We start from the raw sequence: 12496 nt of genomic DNA, 5'->3' as shown, positions 1-12496 counted from the left end.
TTTTTAACCTAGAAAAACCCCGTCCCCGTGACATTTTGCTTAGAATTCGCAGGAGCGGACGGTGCGGGGGAAAGGAATGACATCGCGGATGTTGGCGACCCCGGTGAGGTACATGATGAGCCGTTCGAAGCCCAGGCCGAAGCCGGCGTGTTTGACCCCGCCGTATTTGCGCAGATCCAGGTACCACCACAGTTCCCGGGGATCCATGTTAAGCTCTTCCATGCGCCGGGCCAAAAAGTCTTCGCGCTCTTCCCTCTGGCTGCCGCCGATCAATTCCCCCACCCCGGGGACCAGAAGATCCATAGCCGCCACGGTCTTGCCGTCATCATTTTGGCGCATATAGAAGGCCTTGATATCTTTGGGGTAGCCGGTTACAAATACCGGTTTGTTAAACACCTTTTCGGTCAGATAGCGCTCGTGCTCGGTCTGCAGGTCATGTCCCCAGGCCACCGGATAGTCAAATTTCTGCCCCGCTTTGGTCAAAAGATTTACCGCTTCAGTGTAACTTACCCGGGCGAACTGCTGGTTTAATAGTCCCAAAAGCCGCTCCTCCAGCTCCTTATCAACGAATTGATAGCAGAACTGCATCTCGTCAGGAGCATTCTCCAGTATGAAGCCGATGACATATTTCACCATGGCTTCAGCCAGGCGCATATCATCGCTCAGATCGGCGAAGGCCATCTCCGGCTCGATCATCCAGAACTCAGCGGCATGTCTGGCGGTGTTGGAGTTCTCAGCCCGGAAGGTGGGGCCGAAAGTATAAACATCGTGAAAGGCCAGGGCGAAAGCCTCGGCTTCTAACTGCCCGCTGACGGTGAGGCTGGTTTTGCGGGCGAAGAAATCCTGACTGAAATCCACCTCCCCGGATTCAGTGAGCGGCGGTTTTGAAGCCGGCAGTGTGCTTACCCTGAACATCTCTCCGGCGCCTTCAGCATCACTGGCGGTTATGATGGGGGTGTGTACGTAGACAAAACCGCGTTTCTGGAAAAACTCGTGAATGGCATATGCGGCCAGGGAGCGGATACGGAAAACCGCCGCAAACAGGTTGGTACGGGGTCGCAGGTGAGCCATCTCGCGCAGGAACTCCCGGGTGTGGCGTTTGGGCTGTATGGGATAGTCCTCGGGGGCATCGCCTTCCAGAACCACTTCATGGGCCTTTATTTCGAAAGGCTGTTTGGCCTGTGGAGTCAACACCATGATTCCACGGGCGGTAACCGCGCAGCCGGCCCGAATTCGGGCCACGGCATCAAAATTGGCCGAAGCGTCCTTTTCGTAAACCACCTGAACGGTATTGAAATGGGTGCCGTCATGCAGGGCGATAAAGCCAAAGTTCTTTTGACTGCGGTTGCTGCGCACCCATCCGCTGACCTCCACTTCCTGACCGGCCAGCCTCTCGGTCTCCCGCATCAGCTGTCTGATGATCACTTTCTCCATGGCATTAACCCCCTGTATCAATATAGACTGGAATGACATTTCCATTTATCCTTTATTATGACTTATCTCCTGGATTTTAAAACCCCCAAAAGGCAGACGCGGTAACGGCCCGGGCAAAATGACCGGCAGGGTCTGCCTCACAATACCAAACCCTCATAATGCCGCAGTTAGAGCAGGGAAACGGCCTGCGCTAAGCTGCGCAGGCCGTTTTCAGCTTATTAATCAGCTGTTTCAGGCTTTTTTGTTGGAGATCTCTACGATATTGCCTTCCCAGGTCATCAATACCGCTTTGTCAGCGTCCATATGCATGATGTGGTTGGGCATAAGCGGGATTTTGCCCAGGCCGCCCGGGGCGTTGACTATATAGGTAGGCACCGCCATACCGGAGGTATGCCCGCGCAGTGAGGCAATGATGTCCATGCCCTCCTGGATGGTGGTCTGAAAATGCCTGGTGCCCTTGACGTCTTTGGCATGGAAGATGTAATAAGGTCTAACCCGGATCTTAAGCAATTTATGGTTTAGCCTGCGCATAATATAGGGTCTGTCATTGATGCCGCGCAACAGTACGGCCTGGTTGCCCAGAATAGCCCCGGCCTCGGCCAATCGGTCGCAGGCCTGTTTGGATTCCGGGGTGATTTCCAGAGGGTGATTGAACTGAGTATTAATATAAATAGGCGGATACTTACGGATAATATCACAGAGTTCCGGAGTAATGCGCTGCGGCAGAGTAACCGGAGTTCTGGTTCCGATACGGATGATTTCCACATGAGGCAGATGATAGAGTTTGTTCAACAGCATATCAAGCATGCGGTCGCTCAGCAAGAGGGCATCCCCGCCGGTAATAAGCACATCTCTGACCTCTCTGTTTTGGGCCACATATTCAACCGCTCTGGCGATGTCTTCCCTGCAGGCATGCAGATCATGTTCCCCGATATTGCGCCTTCTCTGGCAATGACGGCAGTACATGGCACACTGGTTGGTGACATTGATGATCAGCCGGTCGGGGTATCTGCGGGTAACGCATGGCGCTGGTGAAGTCAAGGCTTCATTCATGGGATCCAGGCTGCCCCCGGGCAGGAGTTCGCGGAGATCGGGAACGGCCTGGCGATAAATCGGGCTGTTTTCATAATCTTCGTCCACCAGGCTGAGGTAGTAAGGAGAAATGGCCCAGCGGTAGACCTGGCTGACCCGGTCGATTCTCCTCATCTCCAGTTGGGTCAGGCCCAGAATTTGTCCCAGTATCCTGCTGTCCCGGATACGGTGCTTGAGCTGCCATTTCCAATTAGACCAATCCTGATCAGTTCCTCCGATCACAGCCTGGATCTGTAATCTGCGCCTGGCAATCCCGGCTTGTATGGTTTTTTCATCTGGTAATTGACTTAGAAATTGCTGGTAAGGCTGGGCATCGTCACTTAGTTGGCGGCTTCTTAATAAGGACTGATGACGGTTGTTGATATCCCCTGTTTCTCTCATGCTGGCACTCCTTTCTTCAGGGTTTTGGCAGGAATGGTCACATTAGAAAAGGGCCGAGACTTAAAACGACCAAAGGAAGGCCTTTGGTCAGAAGAAGAGTATTAACCTCGGGTTCCCTTTCAGCGCTTACGAGGTTAGCTGTCGGGTTCGGGGAAAGGGTCCCCTACCGATGACGGATTCACCCCAAATGATGGTTCCCCCGTTCTCCTGTTCCAGGAAATTCAGCGCAGGCTTTTGCTCATTTGTTTGCGCCTATAGACTTGATTCCTCCCTCAGCCCTAACCCTAGGGCATTTGTTTCGCCATGTCCCAACGATGTATATATATATTATATACTATATATTAAACTTAAAATGTGGCAAAATTCCGGCAGCGGTTATATAAATCATCTGCTGCTCATTTCTGCAGAAATCGACATGCTTAATATATTTTTGCCACATTAATAGGATATGCTTTAATAAATGGCTTGCTACATCAACCGTCGGTTTTTTAGGGAGCGTACCATGCAAACTATATTTATAGTTGATGATGAAGAGAATATCCGCCTGCTCATCAGCAAATACCTGCAAAACGAAGGCTATCAGGTGGAGTCCTTCAACAGCATAGAAGAGCTGCGCAAGCGATTGGATTCAGGCTATCCTGACATGTTCATCCTGGATATCATGCTGCCCGGCCAGGACGGTCTGGAGTTCTGCAAGGAGATTCGCCAGCACAGCAGAGCCCCGGTTATCTTTATTTCGGCTCGCCGGCAGGCTCTGGACCGCATTATCGGCCTGGAGATCGGCGGCGACGACTATCTCCCCAAGCCATTCAGCCCGCGCGAACTGATGGCCCGGGTGCGTTCCGTCTTGCGCCGCACCCTGCCTCACCAGCAGCCATCCGGCTGCAGTGAGTGCGGTAATATGAAGCTGTTCCCCGTGGACCGGCTGATACTGGTGAACGGTAAAACCCTGAAGGTTACTACCAGGGAGTTCGATTTGATAGCCTTATTAATGCAGCATCCCCAGCGCACCTTTAACCGTCAGGAACTGCTGAACCGGGTGTGGGGCTATGACTATATGGGCAGTGAACGGGCGGTAGATGATACGGTCAAACGGCTGCGCAAGAAATTGAGGGCCAGCGGTTCCGATACTACTATCAAAACCATTTGGGGTTACGGGTATAGATTAGATGGGCAGATTAAAAAGCATTTCGAGTAGGATTGTAATCAGTTATCTATTGGTGGTTTTAATAACTTTTACCATGACCACTATGGCATTTTATCCGATCCTTTTCGGAGTATTGGAAAACCGGGCCCAGATAGGCTTGGAAAGACAGGCCTGGGAGATCGCCTTTATCGTTGAAAGCCGGCAATCCGGGGCGCTTTCCCATGAGGCCGATCTTCCTACAACCATACTCCTTTTAGGCCGTTCCGTAGAAAGCAATTACATGCTGGTCGGCCCTGACAACAGGATCACCTTCAGCAGCCACCCCGAGGATTTTCAGGTTGGACAGCAGTTATCGGACCTGCCCCATCCTTTGCGCGACCGGGAAACCGTTGATAAGACCAGTGCCAATATTTACCGTACCGAACAATACCTGTCAGTCGAGACCCCCATCGGGATCAATCCTGAAATCAACGGCACGGTGATAACTTTTGTGGCCCTGCAGAGCCTGCGCAACATGTATCTGAACACGCTTTACCTGGTGTTCGGCAACCTATTCATCGCCTTGGTCAGCGCCCTGGTGATCGCCTATTTTCTGATCGGCTATATCGCAAGGCCTTTAAAAAACCTGGAACTTTACGCTGAGGCCATGGGTAACCGGCAGTTTGACATAAAGCTGGAGACCAGATCCAGTGACGAGCTGTCCAATCTGGCGGTTGCCTTTAATCAGATGGCAGAACGGCTGAAAAGCTATGATGAGAGCATGCGCCACTTTTTTCAAAATGCCTCTCATGAGATGAAGACTCCTTTAATGAACATCAACGGCTATGCCGAGGGGATAAGAGACGGTATTTTTGAAGGCCCGGCTCTGGAAAATGCCATGGATATCATTCATAAAGAGAGCCTGCGGCTGCGGGACATCGTTGAAAATATGATCGACATCACTATTCTGGAACAACCGCACCGCAACTATTTCCTGCCCCATTGCCTCGCTTACATAGTGGAAAACGCCCTGGATTCAGTGGGAGGCTACGCTCTGGACCGCAAGGTCCTGATCACTGCGGATATACCGGAAGATGCCATTGTAGTAGGGGATTGGGATCGCCTGCAGAGCCTGTTCATTAACCTGCTCTCCAACGCGGTTCGCCACGCCCAGCAGTCGGTTGCCATAAGCTCCTATATAACCTCAGCGGGAGAACAGGTCCTGGTCAGGGTACAGGACGATGGCAGCGGTTTCAGTGCCGAAGACCTCACCCACGCTTTCGAATACTTCTACACCCGGGCGGAAGGCTCAGGCCTGGGCCTGGCCATTGCCCGCAAAATCGTTGACGAGCACGGGGGTGAAATCAGGCTGGAAAATGACTCAGACCGGGGGGGCGGAGTGGTGAAAGTCGTCCTCCCCAGCGTCAGTGACGATGCAGCAGGCCTGGTTTAAACCGCTTAAAACCGGCGCCAGGCATTGATCGCGAACCCCGATGAAAAGATGTTTATCCGAATTCAACAAACGCTGGAAAACCCGCCAGAATCCACGGCCTTCAAGTTCTATAGGTCCGATCTCATCCAGGAAGATATATTTGAGGTTGTCATCATCAAGCATTTCTTCGAGAACTTTTTCTCCGAATTCAAAAGCGGCTCCGGAAAACACATAGGGTCCAAAGCTGAAGCACTCCTCAAATTGGTCCCGATAATAATCATTCAATAAAGCCAAGAGGCGTTTTTCTCCGTTGGAAAGCCTGGTCAGCTCATAGCCCACAAATGTGGATCCCTTGTAAAGCTTGCGGCTGATCAGGCCGTCAGCCTTGCGGCGGTGGCAATCATGATAATAGGCTGCCATGCGGGTGCTCTTTCCTGAATTAATGGGTCCGCAAATGATAAATACCATACGGATGCCCCGGTGTTATACCAGTCTCTGCACACCCAGTGCTATCAACAAGGCCAGGCAGGCATAGGCCGGCTTGATCTCCACAAATTTAACTCTGATGGCAAAGGGCTTGGAAAGAAAAGCATAGATTAACAGGCTGTTGATCAAACTCTCCCACAGCAGGAATTTCAAGGCCACGGCCGGGCCGTTGGTGACCAGCCCCGCCGGCAGTCCCAACTGTGAGATTATATACTGATCGCACAGGAAAACCGCGCGCCATAACAGAGGCATCGCCAGCACCTCCAGATAGCTCAGCTTTTTTTCGGGCACACTGCGGTAATGCATTATCAGCCCGACCGCCAAGCCTTCCAGGATAATAGCCACCGCCGGATTGACAACGAATATGGGCGTAAGTCCGGGCAGGAACAGGTCGGTGAGTTTAATCGCAGCCGCTACTGCGGCGGCATAGAAAACAGCCCACATCTTCCCGCCGGCATCGTAAGCCTTTTTCATGAAAAAGAAAGCTACCGGGAACATCAGCAAACCGGGCAGGCCTGGAATAGGCAGGGCCGCAAGATGTATCAAATAGCCCAGTGTAGCCTCGGTCAGGCCCCAAACAGAGCCCCAGAACAGAATCACCCAGGATAACCTTTTAATAGCGCTCAGCTCCTTTAAAGTAAATAAACCGGTTCCGCAACCACGATGTGCGGCGATAAGTGCTGCCAAAACGGATCCGGTCCGAAGTTGGCCGGCTTATGCCCAGATCCGGCAGCAGCAGGCTGGATGGTCAGCTTTTATAGAATAGTTATGCCGCTTAATATTTCCTCATTCATGGAGTATTGCTGCAAGGCGGTAAATAATTGTTCTTCGGGATGGCCGGGAAAAGCTGCAGGGCCAGGATGAAAAATGCGGAAAGATACTGATAGGTTGGTCATAAGGCGGGCGCCTGATTTTTAGCCGGAAATGGCGTTAACTATGAATATCCTGCCGGCGGAAAAGTGCCATCCAGGTCAGTGCAGGAACCGGCGCTGAATTTGCCGGTAGTCTTCCATTGTATCGATGTCCATGAGTATGCCGGGACAGTCCACCTCGGCAAAAACACAACCCTGTGCTGTGATGAATTGGTTGAGGCTGGGGAATTTCCCCTGCAGGATCGGAGCTATCAGAGTGCTGTGCATCAAGACTGGATGCCCGGGCCGGTTCTGGTAGCTCGGCACCACGATAGGGGCATCGATCTGCAGCATTTGTTTAAATACCTGTGGGGTCACGCACGGGCAGTCGCCGGGCATGAAGAAGAACCGGGAGGCTTTTATATGCACCAGGCCGGCCTTCACTGAAGAAAACATGCCCTTTTCATAACTGGGATTGAAGACCATCTCAACATTGCTGTATTGGCCCAGTAATTTTTCCAGGCTCTCCCGATAATGGCCCACCACCACATAAACCGTACTGCAAAAGGCCAGCATGCTTTCCAGGCTTCTTGCCAGCACGGCTTTGCCGCCCAAATCCAGTTCCAGTTTATTCAGCTCACCGGTGCGCTGTGATTTCCCTGCTGCGGCTATTACGCCTTCAATCACCTGTTTTCCCCCCCGGGTCTATATATGGTTCTATTATCCATACTAAACAATACTTGTAAATAATAGTTCTCCACCAAGGTCCCGCTATCCTCTCCAGAATCAGGTCTAATTTGAGAATACATCACCGTTCAGACCGTGGTGCCATAGGCCCCGGCATATACAGAAATATACTGCACATACTGATAAACAGCAGGGATTTTACGAGCAGTCAGCGAATTTTGCTAGAGTTTATCAAAACAGAGGAGGTACGTTATGGTCGACCCCGGTAAAGGACGGCTGACTGCCATCCTTATGCTCATCCTGTCGCTGCTGGCGTTAGGGGCGGCATCGACTGGCCTGCTTCATCCGCAAATCTATTGGGAGGCCTTGGCGGAGAGCTTACTGCCCGGCGCCTTTTCTCAGGATGTGATTTCGATCCCGGCAGCCGTCATCCTGGCCTTGATGTCGTCTCAATTCCTGAAAAGGCAGCGCTATAAGAGCTTCATCATCATGCTGGGCTTAAGCGCCTATTTCTTTTATGCCTATGGCTTATTCACGATTAGCGGTAATTTTAATCAGCTCTATCCTCTATACTTGTTGATCTTTGCCCTGGCTATATACAGTCTTATACTGGGGCTGAGCAGCTTCAAGCCCGCTGCGGTGTGCCAGACTCAGCTGCCCAATTGGATGCGAAAAACCATCGCCGGTTTTCTCATACTGATTATAGCGGTATTTGTGCCCTTATGGCTGTCGATTCTCATACCCGGAGCTGCCCGGCAGGTACGTCCGGATACCTATGCGGTACTGGTTTTGGATCTGGCCGTAGTGATGCCGGCACTGGGAGTTACGGCTTATATGCTGTTGCGCAAAATCCCCTTCGGCAACATTCTGGCCGGGGTGGCCTTGCTGAAATGCCTGACCCTGATCTTTTCAGTGGCTCTGGGTACAGCGGTTGCCCCCATCTACGGCCTGCCTCTGGACTACCCCATGCTGGGGGTTTATTGCCTGGTAGTCTTGTTTAGCCTGGTTTTAGGCACCTTCTATATGCTCAATTTGATACGGAGATGTTAAAGACGGACAAAAAACTGATTATAATCGTGCTTATCGTAGTAGCGGCCCTTGCCCTGCTTTATTTATCGCAGGAGATCCGCCGCACCTACAAAAAAGAGGTTTTAAACGGACTCGGCCGGGTGCAAGGCGCTGATCTGTCTTTACTTACAGAATCCGATATTCAGCATTTGCCGGAGATAGTACAGAAATATCTGGCTTATACCGGAGTAATCGGTAAGCCCAAAGTACAAAACTACCGCATTGTCCTGGAGGCGGAGATGAAGACCGACCCCCGGAAGCCCTGGACCCCGGTAATTTTTGAGCAATACAACTTCCTGGATCAGCCTACCCGCCTGTTTCTGGTCAGGATGAACATGTCCGGCCTGCCGGTTATCGGTCTGGATTCTTATATCAACACCAAAGGCAACATGCTGATCAAAGCGGCCGGGCTGATCAAGGTATCTGATATTGGAGGAGAGTTCATGGATCGGGCCGAAGCGGCGACGCTCTTCAACGATATGTGCCTGGTGGCCCCGGCCAGCCTGACCGATCCCCGCATAGAATGGGAAAACATAGATGATTTAACTGTTAAGGCTATCTTCACCGACGGCCCCAACCGGGTTTCGGCCTGGCTCTACTTCAATGATATCGGGCAGCTGGTCAACTTCGTCACCGATGACCGCTCCTATACCACCATGGACGGAAAGAACATGCAGGTGCGCTGGTCGACCCCGGTAGGCAATTATCGTGAAATCAGCGGGATGAGGATCTCCACTTCCGGAGCAGCCACCTGGCACCTTCCTGAAGGTGATTATACCTACGGCAAGATCAAGAATATCCGGGAACTGGAATACAACCTGGAGAGTTATAAGTAAAGACAAACCAGAAGCTGTTGAAGTTATAACCACGCAGCCAATGCTGCGATGTGAAAGTAGATAAACAGGTAAGGGGCATGGTTGATTTATACATGCCCCAGTGTTTAGTCCAGCCGGCCTGGGCGTCGCCCTTCAGACCCAGTTACTGCTGCCGCAATTAATTGCGGGTCTTGAATTTCGCAGTTGGGCTGCAGTTGCTGGATTTTGGAACTTATGAATCCCCAGTTTCCTGACGCTACCACTGGCGGCCGGGATCATCCGCCATCATATTAACGGTTCCAGCCGGATAAAAAACATTGATATGATCAACTGCGGGCTCAGACCGCCCGTCTGCGGGAGGGTTGAAAACGAACTCCAACCGGTAATCCCCAGCCTGATAACCGAACATCTGCTGACTGCCCAGAGTACGGAACATAACCGGCTCGCCCAGAACTTCCTTCACATCCCCTGAAGCCAGCTTTTGCACCTCGCCGGCAGAGGTTCGCACTTCAAATACCTGCATGCCTTTATTGAATCCAAAAACAATTTTGCGGTCAGCATAAGTGGCATAAGTACCTTTGGCCGCACCAACATACTGCAGTTGGGCAGGCTCTCCCCAGGTCTTCTCGATGTCGTCAAAGGTGGTGGATTTGACTGCAAAATCGCAGTTTATTACCTTGCCCGCCTGTGCAGACCGGGCGATCTCTTGCAAGAGGGCGGTTTCTTCCCGGGTGGGAGACGCGGGAGCAACCGGGGTATTACCCGGTTCTGCGGCCTGCGGCGGAGCAGACTGCCCGGGAGTTTGGCATCCAGCCATAGCCATCATGGCCATAACCAGAGCCAAGACCAGTATTGGCTTGATGTTCATTAATAATTGCCTCCTGTCCATTGAAAGGATATTAATATTATTATGGTTGGTTTAACTCTATTTACGCCTATCTAAGGAGGTGTCTTGCGGGATGGCGGAACAGAATGGATGGCAATAGCCGGCAGTACTGGCATAAGAATACAGCGGTCCCGTTATCTCCAGGAGCAGATCTTTCTTTCCAGATAGTCGATAGATACAAACAGGCAAAATCCTATAAAACTGAGAACCACGATTCCGGCATACATGTCCAGATAATTGACCCTGAGCCAGGAATCCATAATGAAAAAACCCATGCCGTACTGAGTGCCAAAGGTTTCGGTAAAGAAAAGTATGGAGATGGCTGTGCCCAGAGCCAGGCGGGTGGCGGTCAATACCTCAGGAAGTGCGGCCGGGGCCACTATTTCGGTGAAAATCTGCAGCCTGCCGGCTCCCAGCGATTGCAGGGAATAGAAGGTTTGAGCAGGTATGTCTTTCACCGCATCGCGAGCGGTGATGATGATCTGGAAAATAATGATCAACACGATCATGATGATTTTGGAGGCTTCCCCTAAACCGAATAAGACCATTATAATAGGGAGAAGCGCAATTTTGGGGATGGGGTAGGCAAAATACATCAAGGGGGAAAAAATCCTATCCCATTTATCAAAATACCCCATCAAGAAACCCAGCGGAACTCCGATCAGGATCGAGATAGCCATGCCTTCCAAAATCCGGCTTAAACTATAAACCACATGGATGGCCATCTTGGTCCTGAATATCTCTCCAATTTGAATAAAGACATCCACCGGGCTGGGGATGATGGGCAGATCGACCATGAGGGCCAACAGATACCAGGCCAGCATCAGAATCAAGCCGCCAGACAAAGCCCCTCGCCATTTCTCTTTTGAAAACATATTTACTCACCCACGGATGATTTTAATATATCACGCTGCATAAAACCAGATTATTCGCAAATTAATAACACAATAAGCCAGGGTTTCTTCATCTAATGCCCATTTACCAATAGAGTATAACCGCCTTATGAACAGCAACAGACTTGGCCCTGTCTTTTTTCGCTCCTTTGAGCATAGGCGTGATATAATCTAAAAGACATCCGGATCATATGCATGCAAGCGGGGCAGTAAGATGATGTTGCCAAAAGCAAGAAATCTCAGCGGAGATCTGTCGGGTTCGATCGGGGACCTGGGCACATTTCTTCCTTATGTGATCGGGGCTATCACCGTAGCCAGCCTGGACGTGACCAGCGTCCTGGTGATGTTCGGTCTGATGTACCTTTTCACTGCCTGGTTCTACCGTCTGCCGGTGCCGGTTCAGCCCATGAAAGTGATCGGCGCGGCCATCATCATCCATCATTTTAGCGCCTTTGAAATCGCCGCCGCCGGTATCCTGACCGGCGCCGTACTGCTGCTCGTCGGCCTGACCGGACTGATCGAAAAAATAGCCGGGCTGACGCCTCTCTCAGTAACTATGGGCATTCAGACCGGGCTGGGCATCAGCCTGGCCATGCTGGGCATCAAGATGGCCGGCAGCGACTGGATACTAGGCCTGCCTATTTTGCTGGTGATACTACTGCTGATGAATAACCGCTATTTTCCGGCCTCCATCGTTGCCTTGATCGGGGGAACCGCCTTATCACTGCTGTTACATCCGGAAATAAACCTCCCCGTTTTGAATTGGCAACTAAACCTGCCCCATCCGATCTGGCCGGCTTGGGCCGACTTCAACCGGGGATTCTGGCAGGGAACCCTCCCCCAACTGCCTTTGACCCTTACCAACTCGGTACTGGTGACCACTTATCTGGCCAGCCAGCTATTCCCGGATGCTTCTCAGCAGGTCAATAATAAAAACCTGTGTCTCACCCTGGGGATCGGCAACCTGATTGGCGCCCCCCTGGGGATGATCCCAATATGTCACGGCAGCGGCGGGTTGGCGGCCCATTATCGGTTCGGAGCCAGGAGCGGGTACACCCTGGTTTTCATCGGGCTTTTGCTGCTGTTCATCGGTCTGTTCCTGGGCGCCTCAGGCCTGCAGATCCTGCAGCTCATTCCCCAGGCGGTACTGGGGGGGATGCTCTTCTATAGCGGGCTGGATTTGATCAAACCCATCAAGACCGAGGATAATAAGGAAATGTTCGTATTCGCCGCCGTGGTGGTATTGAGCATCGCTCTCAATCCGGCCATAGGATTCGCGGCGGGAATCGCTATGTTCCTGTTCTTTAAAAAATGCCAAATCGATTGATAGACTCTTTATTTGCAC

Annotated in this window: 13 protein-coding genes and 1 riboswitch; of the genes, 5 read left to right on the top strand and 8 right to left on the bottom strand. The window is 51.7% G+C overall.

Features of this window, described 5'->3' with window-relative positions; genetic code table 11:
- Positions 1-39: 39 nt before the first annotated feature.
- On the bottom strand, positions 40-1434 hold the full coding sequence (gene asnS / locus B2633_RS16060) for an asparagine--tRNA ligase (protein WP_483171702.1): 1395 nt from the start codon (positions 1432-1434) through the stop codon (positions 40-42).
- Between the two features lie 231 nt (positions 1435-1665).
- Positions 1666-2907 carry a KamA family radical SAM protein gene (locus B2633_RS16055; RefSeq protein WP_481039670.1) on the bottom strand — a complete coding sequence of 414 codons (1242 nt, stop codon included), beginning with the start codon at positions 2905-2907 and terminating at the stop codon, positions 1666-1668.
- Positions 2908-3016: 109 nt separating this feature from the next.
- Positions 3017-3144, bottom strand: a riboswitch (cyclic di-AMP (ydaO/yuaA leader).
- Positions 3145-3409: 265 nt separating this feature from the next.
- On the opposite strand from B2633_RS16055, the gene B2633_RS16050 reads away from it, so the two are divergent.
- Positions 3410-4105 carry a response regulator transcription factor gene (locus B2633_RS16050; RefSeq protein WP_481039672.1) on the top strand — a complete coding sequence of 232 codons (696 nt, stop codon included), beginning with the start codon at positions 3410-3412 and terminating at the stop codon, positions 4103-4105.
- A complete protein-coding gene (locus B2633_RS16045; RefSeq protein ID WP_483171701.1) occupies positions 4077-5486 on the top strand; it encodes a sensor histidine kinase in 1410 nt (469 codons plus the stop codon). Before B2633_RS16050 ends, B2633_RS16045 begins: the two co-directional genes overlap by 29 nt.
- On the opposite strand, the gene B2633_RS16040 is transcribed toward B2633_RS16045, so the two are convergent.
- From B2633_RS16040 to B2633_RS16025, 4 genes are all read right to left on the bottom strand, one after another.
- Positions 5415-5933 carry a nucleoside-triphosphatase gene (locus B2633_RS16040; RefSeq protein ID WP_483171700.1) on the bottom strand — a complete coding sequence of 173 codons (519 nt, stop codon included), beginning with the start codon at positions 5931-5933 and terminating at the stop codon, positions 5415-5417. The two genes, B2633_RS16045 and B2633_RS16040, sit on opposite strands and share 72 nt — an antisense overlap.
- 15 nt (positions 5934-5948) lie before the next feature.
- Entirely contained in the window at positions 5949-6638 is a 690-nt protein-coding gene (locus tag B2633_RS16035) for a hypothetical protein (RefSeq protein WP_483171699.1), read from the bottom strand.
- A 68-nt stretch (positions 6639-6706) separates the two neighbouring features.
- Positions 6707-6847 (bottom strand): hypothetical protein, encoded by a 141-nt coding sequence (locus tag B2633_RS16030; protein WP_483171698.1) that lies wholly within the window; start codon positions 6845-6847, stop codon positions 6707-6709.
- Between the two features lie 75 nt (positions 6848-6922).
- Positions 6923-7489 (bottom strand): nucleotidyltransferase family protein, encoded by a 567-nt coding sequence (locus B2633_RS16025; RefSeq protein ID WP_481039678.1) that lies wholly within the window; start codon positions 7487-7489, stop codon positions 6923-6925.
- Positions 7490-7741: 252 nt separating this feature from the next.
- Here B2633_RS16025 and B2633_RS16020 point away from each other — a divergent pair, with 252 nt between their 5' ends.
- Together B2633_RS16020 and B2633_RS16015 are read left to right on the top strand one after the other, a co-directional pair.
- Positions 7742-8539: a hypothetical protein gene (locus B2633_RS16020; protein ID WP_483171697.1), complete on the top strand. Its 798-nt coding sequence runs from the start codon at positions 7742-7744 to the stop codon at positions 8537-8539.
- On the top strand, positions 8533-9393 hold the full coding sequence (locus tag B2633_RS16015) for a DUF6544 family protein (protein WP_483171696.1): 861 nt from the start codon (positions 8533-8535) through the stop codon (positions 9391-9393). Before B2633_RS16020 ends, B2633_RS16015 begins: the two co-directional genes overlap by 7 nt.
- A 235-nt stretch (positions 9394-9628) precedes the next feature.
- Here the strand turns inward: B2633_RS16015 and B2633_RS16010 are convergent, their stop codons facing one another.
- Positions 9629-10240: a YjgB family protein gene (locus B2633_RS16010; RefSeq protein ID WP_483171695.1), complete on the bottom strand. Its 612-nt coding sequence runs from the start codon at positions 10238-10240 to the stop codon at positions 9629-9631.
- A gap of 152 nt (positions 10241-10392) precedes the next feature.
- The gene (locus tag B2633_RS16005) at positions 10393-11133 is read right to left on the bottom strand and encodes an ABC transporter permease (RefSeq protein ID WP_483171694.1); all 741 of its coding nucleotides are present in this window, start codon (positions 11131-11133) and stop codon (positions 10393-10395) included.
- 232 nt (positions 11134-11365) lie between these two features.
- Here B2633_RS16005 and B2633_RS16000 point away from each other — a divergent pair, with 232 nt between their 5' ends.
- On the top strand, positions 11366-12478 hold the full coding sequence (locus tag B2633_RS16000; protein WP_483171693.1) for a putative sulfate/molybdate transporter: 1113 nt from the start codon (positions 11366-11368) through the stop codon (positions 12476-12478).
- Positions 12479-12496 lie beyond the last annotated feature (18 nt).

This window comes from Syntrophomonas sp. UBA1041, assembly GCF_002316705.1.
GTDB lineage: Bacteria > Bacillota > Syntrophomonadia > Syntrophomonadales > Syntrophomonadaceae > DTU019.
The sequence above is the reverse complement of the archived record's forward strand: the minus strand, read 5'-3'. Positions and strand labels throughout refer to the sequence as shown.